We start from the raw sequence: 22,110 nt of genomic DNA, 5'->3' as shown, positions 1-22,110 counted from the left end.
TATAATAGACCTTTTAATCATTATGATAGGGCTTTCCCTGCAGAATTTGATCAGCTCTGTAAAGCTGTTCAACAATAAATAACCGGATCATCTGATGGGTAAATGTCATTTTAGATAATGACATTTTTTCATTGGCCCTGCTGTACATTTCTTCTGAAAAACCATATGCACCACCAATCAGGATATGTACTTTTTTTACAGAAGAGTTCATCCAGTTATCAATTTTCTGAGAAAATTCACGGCTGGTAAACTGTTTTCCTTTTTCATCCAGGATGACAACAAGATCGTTTTTGTCAATATGATTGAAGAATAGCTTAGCCTCTTCTTTTTTTAGAAGATCTGCAGATAAGTTTTTTGCATTTTTGACATCCGGGATTTCTGTAATTTCAAAATTCCAGTGCTTGGGCAGGCGATTGAGATAGTAATTGATCAGGGAAGTTATTTCTTTATCGTCCGTCTTGCCGATACAAAGTAAACTGATTCGCATTATAAGAAGTTTGAGGCCGCAAAGATAAGCCTTTTTAATTTATCAGGACCGACCCATATTTAGACTGTAAGCCTATATGAGCCATCCAACCAATCTCATATTTCCTTTCTCACATCTCAACGTCTCCAGTCTCCGATCTCAACGTCTCATGTCTCTATTCTCATAGCTCTCTGTCTCCAATCTTATTCTGCATTAATCCATAACACGGCTTTTATATCTGCTCCTGTAATCTGCAGGGGTTAATCCTGTAACTTTTTTAAACAAGGTCCTGAATGTTTTCAAATCATTATATCCGATACTGTAGGTGACATCAGCAATATTGCCTTCACCGGATTCCAATGCTTTTTTTGCTGCTTCTACTTTTATCCGTTGAATGTATTCTATGGGGTTCAATGTAGTAGCGGTCTTAAACCGTCGGATAAAGTTCCGTTTGCTCATATTCACCTGGCGGGCAATGTGCTCAACAGAAATGTCTGTTTTGAATTTTTTTTCGATATAGGTTTGCGCCTGGTGGATTTCATGGTCATTATGAAGACGTTGCCCTGAAAAAACGGTAAAAATGCTTTGAGATGTCCGTCCGTAGTCCAAAGCATAATACTTACTGAGTTCTATGGAAATTTCTTTGCTGCAGTTTTTTTCGATGAAATATAACAGGGCATTTAATGAAGAGAAGCCTCCGCCACCGGTAATGATTGCTTTGGAGTGAGTAACTACATGATCGGGTTTAAAATCTATCTGTGGATACCTCTTTTGTAAATCTTCCATAGCTCCCCAATGTGAAGTAGCCGGCATCCCGTCGAGCAAACCGCACTCTGCCAAAAAATAAGCACCGGTACATAAGCTGATAATTTCGGCTTTTTCCTGATATTTTTCCTTTATCCAGTCAATCAATGCCTGGTTTTCTTTAAGCAATACATCTATTAGCCGAAGGTCCATACTTGTTGGAGGAATAATGATAACATCAGTATCAAATTTATCCGATATTGTTTTTGTACACTGAAATTGTATGGGAAGATTAGATTGTACTGTTTTCTGATGAACTCCAATTAGCTCTATACAAAAAGGAGCAGGCATACCTCTTTTTACCGCAGCTTCATTCGCACTGGACAATAATGCTGCAGTGGTGGATACAGCAGTAGACATGATATGATCATACACTATAATTGAAATATGTTTCATGATATGGAGGCTAGGGATCTTAAAAATAAGCAAATTTTGGCACAAAATCCACTACAGAATGTCATTTTAACGTAGGGACAGTCTGTAACAGCTGGCGTAATTTTACAAAAAGATTGGTTATGAAAACTATATTTAACAAAGCAGAAAGGGAAGAGCTGATTGGAAGGATCAATACACTGAATTCCCATAATACGGCCCAATGGGGTAAAATGAACCTGTATTAGATGATGAAACACTGTACCCGATGGAATGATTGGGTATTGGGAAACGGAGCGCATTCTTACAGGCAGGAGTTTCTGGGGAAGCTGTTTGGAAAAATGGTTTTAAAAGGTATGGTAAAAGATGATAAGCCGATGAAAAAGAATGCTCCTGCCGGTATCTTTACGATCAAAGAACAAAATGGAGATATACAGGATGAGAAAAAGATATGGCTTGCACAGATGACTGCTTATGAAAACTTTTCAAATCCGGAATTTATCCATGATTTTTTTGGCAAAATGAAAACAGAGGATATCGGTATTTTTGTGTACAAACATATGGATCATCATTTAAGACAGTTTAATGCCTGAGGCTAAAACGTTATTTGAATTATTTTAAAACCTTTTTGTTTGCTTTAAAAAGTATTGCATCAATAACGACGAATATTTCAGGATTTTTATAATTCTTGTCTATCAACCTCAGTTCTATACAATTCAGCTTTGGAAGGAGGAGGCAGAAAATGTTTATATTTGTAATGAGAGATGAATGAAATTTACGGAAATGCTTATTAAAATGAGTGTTTTCAGATTTTTATTGCTCTCCTAATTGCCAAATTATAACATAGATGAGTATAAAGGTTCCCAGATTTATCCTGAAAGTTCAAGAGTTTTTTGATGACATTCATATTCCTGTTTTGGGAATATCGCTATGGCAGATGTTTCAAATTTATATCTCAGGGATTTTTAAAGGAAAAATAGGAAGAAAAGCAGCTGCTATTTCCTGGAGCTTTACCATCAGTTTATTTCCGTTTCTTTTATTTTTACTTTCGGTTCTGCCTTATATGCCGCATTATGATAAGCTTCAGTTTTATATTTTCGAAGTATTGATGCATAATGTTTTCCCTTCCAATATGGAGGGAGATGTCAGAGGATATATAGAAACCAATATTATTCCCAATATGAAAGGGATCAGTAATCTGACCATTGTACTGGCATTGGTTTTTGCTACTAACGGTACATTTTCCCTTATCAATGGATTTAATGAAAATGCAGATGAAAAGCTCAGTGATGTCAAAGAATTTATTCTTTCATTTTTTATCACCATTGGCTTTATTACCATTGTATTTTTAGCCCTGTTCGGGGTTTACTATGTAGAGGTTGTCATGAAACTTTTTACACCGGCCTATGATGTTACATGGCTGGTAGATAACCTTTCCCGTATTATTGGATTTGTGTCTTTTCCGCTGTTTTACTTTATTCTTCTGACTTTATTTTACTGGCTGGGAACCGTGAAAATTACCCGTTTCAGACAAGCGGTGCCGGGAGCAGTCCTTACGACCATATTATTTGTTCTTACGACGTATATTTTCGCCATTTATGTTAAAGATATAGCCCGTTATAATGTACTTTACGGTTCCATAGGGAGTATGATCCTGCTGATGGTTTGGGTGAATGTGAATGTCTATCTTCTTCTCTTTGGAAACGAACTGAATATGGCTATCAGAAAGCTTAGAATAGAGAAATTATTGTCTGATGAAATTCAAAAAGAGGCCGCACATTATCATACTCAGATCACAGAACCGGATTTTGAGAATAATAAGGAACACCAATGGAAGCTGGAAAACCGGAAGAAAGATTAATTTTCTTCCAGCTCCGGACGTTCTTTAGAACTCATACTTAATATGGTATATCCTAGCACAGCAGCCAAGAATGAGGCAATCAGAATAGCAAATTTAGCTTCATCCTGGATCGGAATTTCGTTTTTAAAGGACAGTAATGCTATAAAAATAGACATAGTAAATCCGATTCCGGCCAGTAAACCTACACCGATCATTTGAACCCAGTTACTGTTTTGGGGTAAGGAACTCAATTTCATTTTGATTGCAATAAAGGAAAATAAATTAATTCCAATCAGCTTTCCTAATATAAGCCCACATATAATTCCCAGTCCCAACGTACTTGTAATGCCTGCAACCATTTCGCTGGAGAAAGTAATATTGGTGTTGGTTAATGCAAAAATAGGCATGATCAGAAAACTTACAGGAATGTGAAGCTTATGTTCAAGCTTTTCCAAAGGCGAAATATCTACATGAGAAGCATTCGTTGGAATTGAAAATGCAAGTAAAACCCCGGCGATCGTTGCATGGATACCTGAATGATGAAGGAAATACCACAAAAATAGCCCCGGAATAATATAAAATATAATACGGGTAACCTTTAAAAAGTTTAATAAGAAAAGAAGAGCAGCCACTCCCAGTGATAGCAGGAGATAGCTCCAATGGATCTGCTCCGTATAGAAGATAGCAATAACCAAGATCGCTCCCAGATCATCTACAATTGCTAAGGCAGCAAGAAATATCTTGATTGAATTGGGAATTCTCTTTCCCAGCATTGAAATAATAGCCAGTGAGAAAGCAATATCTGTAGCCATAGGGATCCCCCAGCCACTGCCATATTCCGTTCCGGAATTGAATATACTGTAGATAACTGCAGGAACCAGCATTCCGCCTACTGCAGCAAAAATAGGGAGCGAAGCATTCTTAAAAGAAGATAGCTCACCTTCTACAAGCTCTCTTTTTATTTCAAGACCTACCAAAAGAAAAAATACAGCCATCAGACCGTCATTGATCCAGATGCTGACAGGGTATTCCAGTCCAAATAGGTGAGTCCCTACTTCCTTGTCTAAAAAGTGCTGAAATGCTTCAGCAGCTGATGAATTGGCAATCAGCAATGAAATAAGCACACAGAAGATAAGAATGATTCCTGAAGCCTGACTGTTGTTGAAAAATTTTTTAAAATAAAGAGATAAATTCATATTTATGATTGTAGACGTCTTACAATGGAAACGCCGTTAATACTTTTAAGTTTTTTGAAAGTTTCCTCCAGTTGACCCTTATTTTTTACTTCAAGGTTGATGTTTCCTGTGAAAACTCCATTGTTCGATTCAATAGACATACTTTTCATATCCATTCCCATACTTCCACTGATGACGGCCGTGATGTCATTAATCATTCCCATTCTGTCCAGTCCTTCAATTTCGATTTTCACTCTGTCTTTGAAGCTTTCTGCATTTACCCATTTGGCAGGGATGACGCGATAGTCATATTGCGCTCTAAGGTTGATGGCATTCGGACAGTTGTCACTGTGTACTTTGATCCCATCAGAAATGGTAATGAATCCGAAAATTTTGTCACCGGGAATTACCGTACAGCATTTTGCATAGCTGTAGTTTAGTTTTTCTTCATCCTTACCAAAAACAATCATGTCCAGGTTTTCCTCTTTCGGCTCTTCGAAATGTTGATTTTTTGTAGGAGATTTTCTGAATCTTGAAAGCAGGTTGTTGAATACGTTTTTACTTTCAATATATTTTCTTAAGCTGCTTACATCCAGTTCGTTACTTTGGAATTTAAGGAAGAGCTCTTGTGATGATTTTAAATTAAAGAATTTTTGAAGTTTATTAATCTCCTCGTCATTAAAGTTGATCTTTGCATGACGCAGTTTTCTTTGTAAAATTTCTTTTCCATCTTCTACCAGCTGATTTTTTTGCGAATTCAGATAACTTTTGATCTTGGATTTGGCCTTGGAAGTCACTACAAATTCCAGCCAGTCAGATTTTGGTTTCTGATTTTGAGAAGATAGAATGTCGACCTGATCACCGTTTTGAAGCGTATAGGAAATAGGAACCAGTTTCCCATTGATCTTCGCTCCTAAGCACTTCATTCCCAAATCCGAGTGAACGGAAAAAGCAAAATCCAGAGCAGTGGCATTGGTTGGCAGAATCTTGATTTCTCCTTTAGGTGTAAATACGAATACCTCTTTAGAATATAAATTAAGTTTAATATTATCCAAAAGCTCGGAGGTAGAAAGGTTCTGTTGCTGTTCAAGCACATCACGGATCTCCGTTACCCATTTTTCAAAATTCCTGTCATCGGAGCTTTGTTTATAGCCCTCTTTGTATTTGTAGTGGGCAGCAACTCCTTTTTCAGCAATTTCATCCATTCTTTCGGAACGGATCTGTACTTCGATCCATTTTTTATCAGGCCCCAGAACAGTCAAATGTAAACTTTCGTAGCCTGTTGAACGCGGTTGTGTGATCCAGTCCCGCATTCTGGAAGGATTACTGTGGTATACGTCGGTAACGATAGAATAAATCTTCCAGGCCAGGAATTTTTCGTTTTTAGCATCAGATTTATAAATAATTCTGATCGCATAGTTATCAAAAACCTCTTCAAAAGAAACACCCTGTTTCAGCATTTTCCTGTAAATAGAGGAAATAGCTTTTGCTCGGCCTTTGATGGTGAAGTTCAGTCCTTCTTCTTTCAGTCTCTCTGAAACCTCGGTTTTGAATTCCTCAATATATCTTTCACGGTTTTCTTTAGCCAATTCCAACTTTTCCGTGATTTCATTATATACCTCCGGATTGTTGTACTTTAATGAAAGATCTTCCAGCTCAGATTTAATATTATACAAACCTAAACGGTGAGCCATGGGTGCATAAATATAAACTGTTTCTGAAGCGATCTTTTTTTGCTTATCCGGAGCCATACTCTCCAAAGTCCGCATATTGTGAAGACGGTCCGCAATTTTGATAAGAATTACCCTGAAATCTTCAGACAGTGTCAGTAAAAGTTTTCTGTAATTTTCAGACTGTACGGAGATATTCTGGTGGTTCATGATGGATATTTTGGTCAATCCATTCACGATGCTTGCGATTTTCTCTCCAAAGATTTTCTTCAGATCTTCATAGGTATAGTCGGAATCTTCAATAACGTCGTGAAGAAGAGCACAGGCAATGGAAGTTGCTCCCAGCCCAATTTCAGTCGCTACAATTTTAGCAACAGCAATAGGATGGTAGATATAGGGCTCTCCGGATTTTCTCCTTTGATCCTTATGGGCGTCCAAAGCAATATCGAAGGCTTTTCGGATGAGTTTGTTGTTTTCCTCATCCAAAGTCCTGTAGGTGTTAGAAATCAGATCTTTATATCTCGCAAGGATTTCTTTATTCTCTTGTTCTAAGTCGTAACTCATTTGTGTAAATACCTATATTTAGACGAAAATACGAAAAATTTTACGTTTTTCAAACATAAAAAATCCGTAGAATATTTCTACGGATTCCCGGTTACTAGGTTTTTATATTGATTAGAACTTTACTTCAGAATTCATACCGTCACTTGACGTTTTGATCTTAATGTCAGGACTGTTATGGATTTCAGCCCTGTTTCTTGCATCGATATATTTTTTAATAGTGTCGTAATTGGCCTGATCGATGCTCATATTTTCAAACAAATACGTCTTTAAGACAATATGCTGGTTGAAAATGTTCCGGGCACTCTCTGCCTGGCTGCTGTCCTTCACCGCCACACTCGCCAGATATTGTGTGTGATTATCTTCGCTATTAAGGTATATGATGTAATCTGAATTTCCGAATCCTGAGTTTTCCAGATCATTTTCAAGCTTTTTGTAATCGCTGTTGTGCTCAAATAGCCCAGCTAATATATTTGACATAATTAATGGGTTTTAAAGTTGTTATTAAAGTTAGTAATAATTTTCCGATTTATTTAAATAAAAAACAATAAAATTTATCTATTAATGTTCTATCTATAATACAATGTTAAAATTTTTAAGAATGTCTATTGAACGCATGTTTAATATTGTGATTAAAGTAAATCATAATATTTCTCATACAACATCTGTGGGTTCCCCTGATACCAAGGGATTGAAAATCATTGCCGTGATGTAAGTCTAATTTATCTCTCGATGATTTATGAGGTTTTCCATGTATTTGTATACTGTGTTTAACTTTCAGAAAAACTGAAAATCAATGCTGCTTGATGACAGGTAATATAAAAAGAGACCGCTTCAACGGTTGAAACGGCCTCTGTATTTATATGCTGGAAGTAATTAAATTCTTTCATTCTTAATTTCCTCTACAATCTCCGGGTTCAGCAAAGTACTGATGTCTCCGAAGTTGCTAAAGTCGCCTTCCGCAATTTTTCTTAATATTCTACGCATGATTTTTCCGGAACGGGTTTTAGGAAGTCCTGAAACGAATTGGATCTTATCAAGCTTGGCAATAGGTCCGATCTGATCAGAAATCAATTGGTTAATTTCTTTCTTAAGATTTTCCTTATCACGTCCCTCTCCGGACTCCTTAAGCATAACATATCCATATAGAGCGTTTCCTTTAATATCATGCGGATACCCTACGATTGCTGATTCTGCAACAGCTGGATGTTGGTTGATACTGTCTTCAATAGGGGCTGTTCCTAGGTTATGTCCCGAAACAATGATCACATCATCCACACGGCCTGTAATTCTGTAATAACCCACCTCGTCTCTTAAAGCTCCGTCTCCTGTAAAATATTTTCCAGGGAAAGCTGTAAAATATGTTTCTTTATACCTTTGGTGATCTCCCCAGATTGTTCTTGCAATTCCTGGCCATGGGAAGCGGATGCAGAGATTTCCTGTCACCTGGTTTCCTGTAATTTCGTTGCGCTTGTCATCCATTAAAACCGGCTGTATTCCAGGTAAAGGAAGTGTAGCATAGGTTGGTTTTGTAGGAGTTACAAATGGAAGAGGTGAAATCATAATCCCTCCCGTTTCGGTTTGCCACCACGTATCCACAATCGGACATTTTTTCTTTCCAACATGATCATTGAACCAGTGCCATGCTTCATCATTAATAGGTTCACCTACAGAGCCTATTACTTTTAAAGAGCTTAAATCATGCTTGTCTACCCACTCTGCGCTTTCTTTAGCTAAAGAACGGATCGCGGTAGGGGCGGTATAGAACTGCGTGATCTTATGTTTTTCAATCACTTCCCAGAAACGGTCCGGTTCAGGGTAGGTAGGAACTCCTTCAAAGATAACGGTAGTAGCACCGTTTAATAACGGTCCGTAAAGAATGTAAGAATGCCCCGTGATCCATCCGATGTCTGCTGTACACCAGTAAATATCATTTTCTTTATAGTTGAATACATTTTTGAAAGTATAAGCGGTATACACCATATAACCGGCGCAGGTATGAAGCATTCCTTTCGGTTTTCCGGTAGATCCGGAAGTATAAAGGATGAAAAGAGGATCTTCGGAATCCATAATGACCGTAACGAAATCAGGAGATGCTTTTTCATACAGATCAGCCAGCCAATGGTCTCTGCCGTCCTTCATTTTAATCTCATTATGAGTTCTTTTTACCACCAGTACATTTTCTATAGTCGGGGTTTTTTCCAGGGCCTCATCTACAATGCTTTTTAAATCCAAAACTTTATTCCCTCTATAACTTCCATCTGAAGTAATAACCATTTTAGCTTCACAGTCATTCACCCTTGAGGCTACTGCAGCAGCGGAGAACCCTGCAAAAATAACAGAGTGAACAGCTCCTAATTTAGCACAAGCCAGCATCGTAACTGCTAATTCAGGAATCATCGGGAGATAAATACAGACTCTGTCTCCTTTTTCAATGCCCATATCCCGTAAAACATTGGCTGTTTTGTTGACGCGGGTGTAGAGTTCGTTATAAGATATATGCTGAGCTTCTTCTTTAGGGTCATTGGGTTCCCAGATAATAGCTGTTTTGTCTCCTCTTATGGCAAGGTGCCTGTCGATACAGTTTTTCGTAATATTGAGTTTGGCATTTTTGAACCATGTGATTTTTGCTTCATTCATATCATACTTAACCACCTTGCTCCATCGCTGATACCACACGAAGTTTTGATCCGCTACTTTATCCCAGAATTTCTTAGGATTTTTGATAGACTTTTTATAATCTTCAAAATATTGTGGTAAATCTTCTATTAAGTAATTTCTCATATCCCTTTCGTTTTTTTGAAATTTTATTATACTTTAAATTTATGTTTAAATTCTCTTTTAAGCCTTATAAACCTCGATTTTTTCCTGGATTTCTTCAATGATTTTCTCATCATCAATGGTCGATGGAATCTGAAAATCTTTCCCATCAAGCAATGTTCTGATCAGCTTTCTTAAAATCTTTCCGGATCGTGTTTTGGGTAAGCGCTTGACAACCATAGCGTTTTTTAAAAAGGCTACCGCACCAATCTTTTCACGAACCATTTTGATGATCTCTTTTTCTATTTCCTCTTCTGAGACTCGTGTTCCGTTTTTTAAAACCACTGCTGCAAAAGGAATCTGACCCTTTAAGTCATCATCAATACCCACAACAGCACATTCTGCGACATCAGGATGGGATGAGACAATTTCTTCCATTTCCGAGGTGGAAAGCCTGTGTCCGGCAACATTGATTACGTCATCCACTCTTCCGGTAATAAAAATGTAACCGTCTTCATCCTGGATAGCGCCGTCTCCCGAAAAGTAATAACCGTTGTATTGGGATAGATAGCTGTCTTCAAAGCGTTCATGGTCTTTCCATATTCCGAGTAATGCACCCGGAGGAAGGGGGAGTTTGATCACAAGGTAACCTTCGTGATGAGGGTCGAGTTCTAATCCGTTTTCATCAAAAATTTTAATATCATATCCCGGAATAGGTTTTCCTGCAGAAGCTCTTTTAATGGTATATTGATCTGAGGTCAGTAATCCCAGCATGGGCCATCCTGATTCTGTTTGCCACCAATGATCAATAGCCGGAACTCCGATATGCTTTGCAAACCAGTCCAGTGTTGCTACATCACAGCGCTCACCTGCTAAAAACTGTTTTTTAAAATGGGAAAGATCATATTTTTTGACTAATTCCCCATTGGGGTCTTCTTTCTTGATGGCTCTGATAGCGGTAGGAGCCGTAAACATAACGGAAACCTTATATTCTGAAATAATTCTCCAGAAAGTTCCCGCATCAGGCGTCATGATAGGCTTTCCTTCAAAAATAATGGTCGTATTTCTATTGATCAGTGGCCCATACACAGAAAAACTATGCCCAACGGCCCATCCGAAATCGGAGGCTGCCCAGTAGGTTTCTCCCGGTTCAACTCCATACACATATTTCATAGAGAATTGTAGGGCTGTAGCATAGCCCCCGGTATCACGGACGATCCCTTTAGGTTTTCCCGTAGTTCCGGATGTATAAAGAAGGTAAAGAGGGTGGGTAGATTCCACTGAAATACAATCAGCCGGTGCTGACTTCTGTACCAGCTCTTCATAATCAATGAGTCCGTCAAACATTTCATGCTGGTTATCTACCAATTTTCTGTTGTAAACGACAATATGGTCCACTTTATCCTGGGCCAGTTCAATTGCTTTTTCTACCAAAGGAAGATAGGGGATTCTTTTAGCGATTTCTATACCTGCTGTAGCGGTGATTAATACTTTCGGTTTGCAGTCGTCAATTCTCACCACCAATTCATGAGGGGCAAAACCACCAAAAACCACATTGTGAATAACTCCAATTCTTGCGCATGCCAGCATGGCAAAAAGGGTTTGCGGTATCATGGGCATATAGATGACTGCGGTGTCTCCTTTTTTTAATCCTAAAGAAGATAATCCTCCCGCAAATTTTGAAATTTCTTCCTTGGCCTGATTGAAAGTATAGGTTTTCTTCACACCGGTTACGGGTGAATCATAAACAAGGGCATTCTGATCCCCAAAACCATCTTCAATATGCCTGTCAATACATAAATGACACATATTAAGTTTTCCGTCAGAAAACCATTGAGGGTAACCATTACCATCTTTGGAAAGGATCTTTTGTGGGAACTCAAACCATTGTATTTCTGCGGCCTGGTCTTTCCAGAAGCCTTCCTTATCTTCTATACTTTGTTTAAATAACGTATCTGTCTTCATAAGAATAGTCGTGTGTTTGGTTTAATACGCTTGTCAAGGTTTTAAACCTTGACAAGCGTAAGTAGTCATTTTTAGTGTGATCTAAAGGTGAAACAGTCCCTTCTTTTCATCTCATATCTCATATCTCATATCTCGTGTCTCTTATCTGAAATCCGGCATCTCACCTCTATCCAAACATTTCCTCAATCTGCTGCATCAGTTTCTTAATCGAATAAGGTTTCGTTACATAGGCGTCAGCTCCCATTTCAAGACCTTTTTCAATGTCTCTCGGGTTATTTTTGGCACTGAGAAAGATAACTTTTGTGTCTTTCATTTTGTCATCCTGTTTGATGAGATCTAGCGTGCTGTATCCATCAAGATTAGGCATCATGATATCGAGGAGGATTACATCGGGAACCATTGTTTTTAAGAACTCCAGAACTTCTGTTCCATCGCGTGCAATATAGACGTCATATCCGTTTTTCTTAAAGCTGTATTCCAGCGACATTAATATTTTGTGTTCATCGTCTGCAATGATTATCTTTCTCATAGGTGCTTTTTAAGAATGTTCAACTTCATTTTTAATCTCTTTTATTATTTTCTCAGGAATACTGATGGTGAAAGTAACGCCAAGTCCGCTGTTTTCAGCTTTGATACTTCCGCCGTGAGCCTGTACGATTTTTTTAGAAATCGCGAGCCCGAGTCCGCTTCCTGTAGGTTTTAAAATATTCTGGTTTTTGGATTGGTAGAACTTGTCAAAGATCATTTCCAGGTCTTCCTCAGGAATATGTTTTCCCGTGTTGAAAATAGAAATGATTAGCTGGCTTTCCTTTTCAAAAAGTTTGGTTTGTATAGTACCTTGTTCATCAGTGAATTTCAATGCATTTCCCCAAATATTCTGAAAAAGCTGGATCATCCTTGCTTCATCATATTCAAATATAAACTGATTCAGAAGATTCACTTCACTTAAATGGATGTTTTTCTGCTGGATCAGGTGGAGGAGTGGGTTCAATGCTTTTTTATAAGTTTCAATGATGTTGTTTTTCTGAATGCTTAGCAGGATTTCTCCATGTTGAAGCTTGTCAAGGTAAAGAATATCGTTGATGATTTCACTTAACCTGTCAGATTCTGTGATGATATTATTTAAAAACTCCTGCTTGATATCAAAAGGGATATCGTCGTCATCCGCTAAAATTTCTCCGGCGGAACGGATAGCTGTAATCGGGGTTCTCAGTTCGTGGGCAACAGAATCCAGAAAATCATCTTTCTGACGGTCTTTGACAATCAGGTTTTCGTTGGCGGTACGCAGATCATCAGAAAGTTTTTGGAGTTCTTCAGACTGCTCTGTCAATTTTTTATTTAAGCTGATGTTTTCCTGGGATTCCTCCAGAATATTCAATACCTCTTTTAGAGATATTTTATCTTCTTTGGTTACGCCTTCAATCAAAATTTTTGCTGACGCAGTGCCTATTCTTCCTGCTAAAAGGTTTTCCGAGAATTTAATAAACCTTGAATCTGCCGTTTCTGTATTAGAATCGATATTATATTTTAAGTTGAAAATTCTTAGAGCCTGCTCCGTTTTACTTTTACCTAAAAACCTTTCGAGGATGTTCTGGATATCGGAAATATAAGCTGTACCTCGCCATATAAAAGCGTTTTCGTGATTTTGAATATATTTGTCGATATCTACATACAGTTCCGCAAAGTTTCTTTCTCTGTAATTTCCTTTGGTACTCACGGAAATGATGGTGAATAAACCGGTATTCACCAAAATTGACCAGAAAAATATCTGTGGAATTCTCCCTAAATAAGGGATGGTGAAAAAGCCGAAAGCATCATACATTTCTCTCAACACTCCTTTGAACTCCTGGTTGTAAGAAAAATAATATTGAGGAATAATCAATCCGAAATAACAGATTGCCAATCCGGCGATAAGCCCGATGACAGCCCCTTTATAACTTCCTCTCCTCCAGAATAGAGCACCAAAAAATGAAGGAGCTAATTGTCCGATGACAACAAATGAAATCAAACCTACAGAATCAAGAGAGGTCTTCAGTATAAAATATTTATAGAAGGCAAAAGCCATGATAATCAGTGCGAAAATGCTGAATTTTCTGATGTTGGTAATATTTCTTGTGTTCTGTTCTTCACTTTCGGATTTGAACTTTCCAAGCAAACCATAAGGAATGATCAGGTTATTGGATAACATGATGGATAAAGTAATGGCTGAGATAATGATCATTGAAATGCACGAGCTTAACCCGCCAAGGAAAACCAAGACTGTAATCAGCGTGTTGTCAAAATGTTGTGGAATTAAAATAGAGTAGAACTCCGGATTTACTTTCTGTCCATCGAAAATCAACCTTCCGCCCCAGGCGATAGGAAAGATGAATACAGTGAAAATCAACAGGTAAAGAGGGAAGAACCAAATAGCTGTTTTAATATGTTTCTCCTGTCTGTTCTCCACAATAGCGGTATGGAATTGTCTGGGCAAAATACAGATGGCTGTAGCGGAAATCATACACAGGATCATCCAGTTCATAGCGCCCTCAGTTCCGTTGAATGTATTTTTTTCTTTAAAATCTTTAAACTGACTTGCCTTCTGATAAATATCTGAAAAACCATCAAATACATAATAAATGACAAAAAAGCCAAGAATGATAATGAAGAATAATTTTAAAAAACTTTCCAGGGCAATGGCTGAAATAATTCCCAGTCGTTTTTCCGAAGCGTCTACATATCGCGTTCCATAATAAGAGGAAAATAAAGCAATTAAAACGACCACAAAAGTAGCATTGTCAGTAAGGATATCTTTTGACATCGGTGTTTCGGTAACCAGATGGAAGGTCTCGGAAATCGCTTTAATCTGCAATCCAATATAAGGGACAATGGCAAAAAGACATACTATGGTAATAATAGCACTGAAGCTTCTGCTGTTTCCGTATCGCAATGAAATGAAATCTGCAAGACTGCTGATTTTATTGACTCTTGAAATCCTTACAATCCGTGTATTGATATAAATCCATGCAGGAATAATCATGATGGGACCGATATAGATCGGTAAATAGTTTAATCCGCTTGTAGCTGCTACACCAATACTTCCATAGTAAGTCCATGCCGTACAGTATACGGCAAGAGACAAAGCATAAATGTAAGGATTGTTGATCCAGATCTTGCTTTTCTTCTTCTCTGCCAGATAGGCAACTAAGAACAAAAGAGCCAGATAAAACAAGACTACAGAAAATAAAGCGAAACTACTCATCATATTTTTTTACGATTACAAAAGATATCACGATGGAAATCATCCAGACTGCAAACAGGTATACCAGAATCATAGGGTAGCCCAAAACACTTTTCTCACTGTTGAAAATCAATGAAATGGGAATGCTGAAAGCAATCATCAGCCCGATGCTTAAGATAATGAGTTTCTGTTCGTGTCTTTTTTTCATAAATGATGATTGATAAAAGATAATTGATGAATGCAGCATCCATCAATTATCCATATTATTTTTTAAATTTTGTCGTTCGAATATTCTCCCGTTAACGCATAATAACCGAAAACGGCCATTCCACCCGAGACAATGGGCATCAGTACAAACAAAATGATGATGCCAAAAACCAGATCTTCCTGTTTTCCGGAAGTGATCTTGGGAATTCCCATTACCGTGGTTCCGAAATATCCTACGATCACAGCAATTGCGATCCATAGAATGCCTAATATTTTTTTTAGTCCGTTCATTTTAATAGTTTTAAAATTAATAAAAATTTGAGTGATTCAATGCCTAATCGTGAAGATTATTGTTCTTATTTTTAAGATAAATTAATCCAATGAGAAGACAGACAGCTGCCACTCCGATAGGATACCAAAGACCTTCAAGGTACCATGTTGCATGTCCTGCCTCTTTTCCTGTAGTCACAAGATACGTGGCAACTGCCGGAAGAAGACCTCCAAATACCCCATTTCCAATGTGATACGGCAGAGACATAGATGTGTAACGGATTCTTACAGGGAACATTTCCACAAGGAATGCGGCAATAGGGCCGTAAACCATGGTTACAAATATCACCTGGATAAATACCAGGAAGACCAGATACCATTTCGTGTCATCACTTAATTTTACGGTTTGGGATACTTTTGCTTCCTCAGCTTTTCCGTCTTTCATAACCGGACCGGTCGGTGACCAGTGGACAATACTGTCTTTTTTAACTAAAGTTCCATCTGTAAAAAGGGTCTCTTTATGAATGGTAACCAAGCTGTCTGTAGCAATGTCATTATGGATTTTGGCTGTTCTTTTTTCTGTAATTCCATTGGCTGCTACGGTTTTATTTTCAAGATTAACGCTTTTAAACATGCTGTCGTATATTGGTCTGTAGGCTAAAATAGCGACCAGCATCCCGGTCATCATGACTGCTTTTCTGCCTATTTTATCAGAGAGCCAACCGAAAAATACAAAGAAAGGAGTTCCTAAAAGCAAGGCTGTTGCCATTAGTAAATCTACCTGGGAAGATTCCACATTCATTACCTTTTGTAAAAAGCTCATAGCATAGAACTGCCCGGTGTACCAGATGACCCCTTGTCCCATCGCTGCTCCAAATAAAGCAAGCAGGACAAATTTGAAGTTAAATTTATTACCAAAACTTTCTTTTAAAGGGTTTTTAGACGTTTTCCCCTCGCTCTTAGCCTTGGCGAAAAGCGGAGATTCTTTCATATTTTTTCTGATGATATAAGAAACACCTACCATGAGAATAGAAATCCAGAAAGGAACCCTCCATCCCCAGGTGTCGAAATCTTCAGGAGAAAGAGTTTTTCTTGTGATCAAAATAACAATTAAAGAAATGAAAAGTCCGGCAGTAGCTGTAGTTTGTATCCATGAAGTCCAGTAACCTCTTCGATGAGGCTGTGCATATTCTGCGACATACGTTGCCGCACCTCCATATTCACCTCCAAGCGCTAAACCCTGTAGTAATCTTAAGATTAAAACTAAAACCGGAGCCATAAATCCAATGGTTTCATAACTTGGGATACATCCGATAAGGAAAGTGGAAAACCCCATAATCAGTAAAGTTACCAGGAAGGTGTATTTTCTTCCGATAAGGTCTCCCAGTCTTCCAAAGAATAAAGCACCGAAAGGCCTTACTACAAATCCGGCAGCAAATGTTGCCAATGTAGATAAAAAGGCAGCGGTGGGATTATCTGCAGGGAAAAATTTTGTTGCTAAAACGATGGCTAAACTTCCGAAAATGTAAAAGTCATACCATTCAATCAGGGTTCCGAGAGATGAGGCTGTAATAACGCTCCATATGGTGCGGTTTTTCTGCCTGTCGGTCATATTTTCGTAGCTTTCGTAGTGCTTTTCGCTCATATTGATTAGTTTTTGATATTAGTAGAAAATGATAATAATTCCTCTGAATTTTTTATCAGGTTATATTGTTTTCATTGCCTTAATGCTGTGTATTGTTGACGGTGGATTATAGGTAAATCTGAAACTGTACAATGAATTCGCCTTTTGAAGAAGGACTTTCAGTGGGGCTGGTATAAACCGGTCGTGTTGAATACTGTGTGGTGATTTTTGCATGATGGCCATCGATAAACCAGTTGGCTCCAACGTCAAACTGAGAGGAAGGCTTGTCGAATGCCTCAAAACTCTTATGTGTGTAGGCTGCGAAAGGCTGTATTCTGATCTTTGGTTTTTCAGCCTGGCTGGGTAAAAGTAAGCCTGCCTGAGCGTAGATAATATTACCTGTTCCAATAGTAGGCTGTAAGTTTCCCGGCCCTGCAATGGCTTTATTACCTATGAAATTGGGGTCTGTGGCGGCAATGTTCATTGTTCCCAGATTTCTTACATAATTGGGTCCGAAATTGTAGTTGTAATATCCGGCATAAGCCGAAACGGCCATTTTATTTTTGGCTTCTCCCAGTGGAATATCTGCAAAAGCGTCAACTGCAAAAAGAGTGATATCGTGCTTCTCAATATTGGAATTAACGGAAGTTCTTGTCCCGTCTGCCTGATGATAAAACCCAGCCCCCACATTGAAAACTTTCTTTGTTCCCAAATAAGAACCTACTTTGAAAGGTAATGTATTGGACTCTTCATCAAGGAATTGGTATTCAAGATACCCTGCCTTTGAAAAACTTGGGTTTCCATTATTATCTACCGCTACCGCTCTCGAAGGATCAGTGACATTCACTGGTGTCAGGTCTGTTGCAAAAGGTTTGTTTAAGCTGAGGCGATATTCCAGTTTTCCATATTTTCCTTTGGCAAACATTCCGAGCTGTCTGGCAAACTGGTCTGAATTGTCAATAAGAGGCCATGAAAAAACAGGGGAGTCTACAGTCAGGAAATTCAGTGTAGAAGCCATCGTCATTCGGGAAAGTCCCATATAGTAATGGAGCCCCGCCCCTAAAGATAAACTGAATTTTCCCGCTTCTCCAGGTAAAATAACTGCATATTCATTCCAGGCATCATGGAAAAACAGCTGGGTTTTCTTTCCGTTTCCGTAACCTCCTGTTCCTGAAGTTCCTGTTGCACCTCCGTTGATGAAGGTCTGATTGTTAATTCCGAAATGAAGGAGGATCATATATCTTTTGGAGATCTGAGCATACGTTAAAGCCCGTAATCTTCTGTTTCCTATACTCCAGGAATTGTCTGTGGGTTCACTTCCCACCATACTTCCGGGGTTCATAGAAGTGTTTCTTAACCAGAGCTGGTCCCATAAAATAAATCTGATGAACTTATCTCCGTCCGGGTTGAGGTTGACTTTTAATCCGCTGCCGTAATCAGGAGAACCTTGCGAGTATAAAGAACTGCTGATTAAGGCTACTCCAATGAATGTAAGTAATTTCTTCATAAATTATCAATTTTTGGCGTTGTTTTTTGTGAATACCAAATTGGAATTAATAATTTATTTATAAAAATTTAATATATATTAGTGGTAATGGTATAGTTTTTTTTGATAAGAGGTGCGAGATGCGTGTTGCGAGATCGAGAAATACAGTTAAGTGACTTTGTCTAAAATCTGATATCTAGATATCTAATATCTAACATCTTCTCTCTACTTCTTAAATCTCTCCCATTTAATCAGCATATACTTATCGGCAAACTGGGTAATGATAATTCCCGAGTTTTTAATGTTTTCTTCCTGGGCGATGTATTCAATTAATTCATTCTGTTTTAATATTTTATAAACGGGATGGAATTCAGAATGGGGAGGTCTGGTAATATTGTATTTTTTGATCCATGAGCTGATCGTAACATGGGAAACCCCAATAATTCTTTCGATTTCACGGTAGCTTAAACCTTCCAGGTAGAGCTGTAAAGCTTTGGTTACATAGTAGTCGTCAATCTGCTTTCCCAGTTTTTTGACCGTGAAATAATACTTGCAGTTCTTGCAGTGGAACCGTTGTTTTTCATTGATGATCCCGCTTTTAACTACTTTATTACTACCGCATTTAGGACATGTATTTTCCATAGCTATACTTTTTTAGCAAATATATAATAAATTAGCAAATATATAATTTCCTGTAAAGATAATTTTACCTGTGTAATTTTTTAAAACAAAAAAAATATCTTTTTTATTTGGTTTTTATAGAAATTATATTTTAAATTTGCCAAAAAAATTAGATAAATAAATGGAAATAGAAATTTCCTCATGCGAACATCTAATGTATGTGAGTGAAATACAGCAGGAAATGTATGATTCTGCACAGCGCAGAGGAACGGGTATCGCAAAACGTTCCATCGAATATTTAAGTAAAAAGATTTCAGAAGGCAATGCTGTGGTAGCTACTGAAAACGGTGAGTGGGTGGGTTTCTGCTATATAGAGACCTGGTCACATGGGAAGTTTGTTGCCAATTCGGGATTAATTGTATCTCCGAAATTCAGGAATGGAGGAGTGGCGACTCAGATCAAGCATAGAGTGTTCCAATTATCTAGAGAAAAGTACCCGGAGGCTAAAGTATTTGGGTTGACTACAGGTCTGGCAGTGATGAAAATCAATAGTGATTTAGGATACAAGCCGGTCATTTATTCTGAGCTTACTCAGGATGAGGAATTTTGGAGCGGTTGTAAAAACTGTGTCAATTACGAAATTTTAATGAAGAAGGAACGTAAAAACTGCCTGTGTACGGCAATGTTGTTTGTTCCGGAAAATATAACAAAAAATGAGGCTGTGAATGATCAGCCTAAAGATAAATATGATGAAATAAACCAAACGGGATTGGGATATTCTGCTCAAAATTCTCCTGGTGAATTTCATCTGGCCATTAACAAAAATAAAAAGAATTCAGATGAAAAAGAAGGTCATCTTAGCGTTTAGCGGAGGTTTAGATACTTCCTACTGTGCGAAATATCTTAGTGAAACACTGGGGTATGATGTATATGCAGTAACTGTAAACACCGGAGGTTTTTCTAAAGAAGAAGAAAAGGAACTGGAGAAAAAAGCTCTTAATCTAGGGGTGAAAGCATACAGGTGCGTAGATGCTCAGGAAGATTATTATAATTCTTGTGTGAAGTATTTGATTTTTGGGAATGTATTGAAAAATAATACCTATCCTCTTTCTGTAAGTGCTGAGCGTACTATTCAGGCGCAGGAGATTGCAAAATATGCAATTGAAGTTGAGGCAGATGCTATTGCTCATGGAAGTACAGGTGCCGGAAATGATCAGGTTCGTTTTGATTTGATATTTCAGGTAATGTGTCCCGATGTGGAGATCATTACCCCGATCCGGGATATGGCTTTATCCCGTGAAGAGGAGATTGAGTTTTTGAAAAGCCATGGCTATAAAATGGAATTTCATAAAGCGCAATATTCAGTGAATAAAGGGCTTTGGGGAACTTCTGTAGGAGGAAAGGAGACTTTGACATCAAGAAATTACCTGCCGGAAGAAGCATTTCCTTCTCAAATTCAGGAAACTCAGGCTTCAGAACTGGAGATCGAATTTAAAAACGGAGAAGTGGTTGCTGTGAATGGGGAAAGTTTTGAACATTCCGTATATGCTATTCAGAAAATAGAAAAATTAGCTTCTGTTTATGGTATTGGTCGGGATATCCATGTTGGAGATACCATTGTAGGGATAAAAGGAAGAGTAGGTTTTGAAGCAGCAGCAGCTTCAGTAATTATTAAAGCACACCATTTATTGGAAAAGCATACTCTTTCAAAATACCAGCAGATGATGAAATCTCAGTTATCCGATTGGTATGGAAACTGGCTTCATGAAGCATTGTTTTTAGATCCTGTGATGAGAAATATTGAATCTTTCTTAGTGGATTCTCAAAAAACAGTAAGTGGAAAAGTATTTATTACCCTTCATCCTTACAGATTTGTTTTAAATGGGATTGAATCTGTTCATGATTTAATGTCTGATCAATTTGGAAGCTATGGAGAAGCGAACAGAGCATGGACAGGGGAAGATGTAAAAGGGTATACAAAAATTGTAAGCAACTCTTTAAATATATACCACCAAATTAACCAAAATATCAACTAGTTCCGAAAGGACATTTAATATAAGATAGGTTATCCTATCCGATCAATATGAAGAAAACAGTAGGAATTGTAGGAGCCAACGGCTATACAGGAAGTGAGTTGATACGCTTACTGGCTTTTCATCCCCATGTGACATTGAGTTTTTTATATAGTCGTTCGAATTCGGGAACAAGAATATCGGATTTGTACCCGGATTTGACGACGGTTTGCGAACAGGTTTTAACGGATCAGCCTGAAGAGGTGGATGTTCTTTTTCTGTGTCTTCCACATAAGGAAAGCCAGAATTGGTTAACCCAGAATCCTGTGAAAGATGAGGCTTTGGTGATTGATCTGGGAAATGACTTCCGTTTGCAAGGAGATTTCGGAAACAGAAATTTTATCTACGGATTGCCTGAAATCAATAAAAAACAACTGTCAGGGTCAAAGAGTATTGCGAACCCTGGTTGTTTTGCAACGGCGATTCAGTTAGCTCTTTTACCATTAGCTGAAAAAGGGGTACTGGATGAGGTTTTTACAACAGGAATTACAGGATCTACAGGAGCAGGACAGTCTTTGCAGGTGACTACGCATTTTACCTGGAGAAACGATAATGTCTCGGCGTATAAAACGTTATCTCATCAGCATGTGGACGAAATTTTACAACAAATAGTTTTGTTTAACCATAAAGAGGTCAGCCTGAATTTTGTACCATGGAGAGGGGATTTTGCAAGAGGAATTTTTACAAGTTCTACGGTAAAAACAGATTTGGAACTTTCTGACCTATATCAGTTGTATCAGGATTTTTATGCAGGAGCGCCTTTTGTAAAGGTAAGTGAAAAAGCAATTGATTTAAAACAAGTTGTCAATACCAATCGCTGTGTGATTCAGATCGAAAAATGTGGAAATGTAGTAGTGATCCATTCAGCGATTGACAATTTGTTGAAAGGTGCTTCAGGACAGGCAGTACAGAATATGAATATTGCCATGGGCTGGGAAGAAAATGAAGGGCTGAATCTGAAACCAATCGCATTTTAAGGTATAAAGTAAAAAGTAAA

19 protein-coding genes are annotated in these 22,110 nt (G+C 38.0%); 5 read left to right on the top strand and 14 right to left on the bottom strand.

The genetic code is table 11. The annotated features are described in order from the left end of the window. Positions 1–13 precede the first annotated feature (13 nt). Entirely contained in the window at positions 14–487 is a 474-nt protein-coding gene (locus JML65_RS00490) for a 23S rRNA (pseudouridine(1915)-N(3))-methyltransferase RlmH (protein ID WP_047485233.1), read from the bottom strand. 192 nt (positions 488–679) lie between these two features. Further along, the gene (locus JML65_RS00485; protein ID WP_202269585.1) at positions 680–1,666 is read right to left on the bottom strand and encodes a GlxA family transcriptional regulator; all 987 of its coding nucleotides are present in this window, start codon (positions 1,664–1,666) and stop codon (positions 680–682) included. 224 nt (positions 1,667–1,890) lie between these two features. Here JML65_RS00485 and JML65_RS00480 point away from each other — a divergent pair, with 224 nt between their 5' ends. Both JML65_RS00480 and JML65_RS00475 read left to right on the top strand, forming a co-directional pair. Then, positions 1,891–2,235, top strand: coding sequence for a hypothetical protein (locus JML65_RS00480; RefSeq protein ID WP_202269584.1), 345 nt, complete (start codon positions 1,891–1,893; stop codon positions 2,233–2,235). Between the two features lie 254 nt (positions 2,236–2,489). Continuing rightward, a complete protein-coding gene (locus JML65_RS00475; RefSeq protein ID WP_047485226.1) occupies positions 2,490–3,503 on the top strand; it encodes a YihY/virulence factor BrkB family protein in 1,014 nt (337 codons plus the stop codon). On the opposite strand, the gene nhaA is transcribed toward JML65_RS00475, so the two are convergent. From nhaA to JML65_RS00415, 12 genes are all read right to left on the bottom strand, one after another. After that, a complete protein-coding gene (nhaA, locus tag JML65_RS00470) occupies positions 3,500–4,678 on the bottom strand; it encodes a Na+/H+ antiporter NhaA (RefSeq protein ID WP_047485224.1) in 1,179 nt (392 codons plus the stop codon). The genes JML65_RS00475 and nhaA overlap by 4 nt on opposite strands. 2 nt (positions 4,679–4,680) lie before the next feature. Further along, entirely contained in the window at positions 4,681–6,891 is a 2,211-nt protein-coding gene (locus JML65_RS00465; RefSeq protein WP_047485221.1) for a RelA/SpoT family protein, read from the bottom strand. 111 nt (positions 6,892–7,002) lie between these two features. Next, on the bottom strand, positions 7,003–7,368 hold the full coding sequence (locus tag JML65_RS00460; protein ID WP_115919907.1) for a hypothetical protein: 366 nt from the start codon (positions 7,366–7,368) through the stop codon (positions 7,003–7,005). A 396-nt stretch (positions 7,369–7,764) separates the two neighbouring features. Further along, on the bottom strand, positions 7,765–9,672 hold the full coding sequence (gene acs, locus JML65_RS00455; protein ID WP_202269583.1) for an acetate--CoA ligase: 1,908 nt from the start codon (positions 9,670–9,672) through the stop codon (positions 7,765–7,767). A gap of 57 nt (positions 9,673–9,729) precedes the next feature. Next, entirely contained in the window at positions 9,730–11,613 is a 1,884-nt protein-coding gene (locus JML65_RS00450; RefSeq protein ID WP_202269582.1) for an AMP-binding protein, read from the bottom strand. Between the two features lie 166 nt (positions 11,614–11,779). Further along, entirely contained in the window at positions 11,780–12,142 is a 363-nt protein-coding gene (locus tag JML65_RS00445; RefSeq protein ID WP_047485210.1) for a response regulator transcription factor, read from the bottom strand. A 9-nt stretch (positions 12,143–12,151) separates the two neighbouring features. After that, the gene (locus JML65_RS00440; RefSeq protein WP_202269789.1) at positions 12,152–14,854 is read right to left on the bottom strand and encodes an ATP-binding protein; all 2,703 of its coding nucleotides are present in this window, start codon (positions 14,852–14,854) and stop codon (positions 12,152–12,154) included. Further along, positions 14,847–15,041 (bottom strand): hypothetical protein, encoded by a 195-nt coding sequence (locus JML65_RS00435; protein ID WP_047485206.1) that lies wholly within the window; start codon positions 15,039–15,041, stop codon positions 14,847–14,849. Before JML65_RS00435 ends, JML65_RS00440 begins: the two co-directional genes overlap by 8 nt. Positions 15,042–15,103: 62 nt before the next feature. Next, positions 15,104–15,331 carry a DUF6814 family protein gene (locus JML65_RS00430; protein ID WP_202269581.1) on the bottom strand — a complete coding sequence of 76 codons (228 nt, stop codon included), beginning with the start codon at positions 15,329–15,331 and terminating at the stop codon, positions 15,104–15,106. Positions 15,332–15,374: 43 nt separating this feature from the next. Further along, positions 15,375–16,955, bottom strand: a complete 1,581-nt coding sequence (locus JML65_RS00425) for an MFS transporter (protein ID WP_202269580.1) — start codon at positions 16,953–16,955, stop codon at positions 15,375–15,377. 106 nt (positions 16,956–17,061) lie between these two features. Beyond that, positions 17,062–18,441: a porin gene (locus JML65_RS00420; RefSeq protein ID WP_202269579.1), complete on the bottom strand. Its 1,380-nt coding sequence runs from the start codon at positions 18,439–18,441 to the stop codon at positions 17,062–17,064. Between the two features lie 204 nt (positions 18,442–18,645). Then, positions 18,646–19,062, bottom strand: a complete 417-nt coding sequence (locus tag JML65_RS00415) for a helix-turn-helix domain-containing protein (protein WP_047485199.1) — start codon at positions 19,060–19,062, stop codon at positions 18,646–18,648. 160 nt (positions 19,063–19,222) lie between these two features. Here JML65_RS00415 and JML65_RS00410 point away from each other — a divergent pair, with 160 nt between their 5' ends. The 3 genes from JML65_RS00410 to argC are packed head-to-tail and all read left to right on the top strand — an operon-like array spanning position 19,223 to position 22,090. After that, on the top strand, positions 19,223–19,909 hold the full coding sequence (locus JML65_RS00410) for a GNAT family N-acetyltransferase (protein WP_047485196.1): 687 nt from the start codon (positions 19,223–19,225) through the stop codon (positions 19,907–19,909). Beyond that, positions 19,881–21,077, top strand: a complete 1,197-nt coding sequence (locus tag JML65_RS00405) for an argininosuccinate synthase (RefSeq protein ID WP_202269578.1) — start codon at positions 19,881–19,883, stop codon at positions 21,075–21,077. The genes JML65_RS00410 and JML65_RS00405 overlap by 29 nt, the downstream gene beginning before the upstream one ends. 47 nt (positions 21,078–21,124) lie before the next feature. Next, the gene (argC, locus tag JML65_RS00400) at positions 21,125–22,090 is read left to right on the top strand and encodes an N-acetyl-gamma-glutamyl-phosphate reductase (RefSeq protein ID WP_202269577.1); all 966 of its coding nucleotides are present in this window, start codon (positions 21,125–21,127) and stop codon (positions 22,088–22,090) included. Positions 22,091–22,110 lie beyond the last annotated feature (20 nt).

Source organism: Chryseobacterium sp. KMC2 (genome assembly GCF_016756935.1).
Classification (GTDB): domain Bacteria; phylum Bacteroidota; class Bacteroidia; order Flavobacteriales; family Weeksellaceae; genus Chryseobacterium; species Chryseobacterium rhizosphaerae.
The sequence above is the reverse complement of the archived record's forward strand: the minus strand, read 5'-3'. Positions and strand labels throughout refer to the sequence as shown.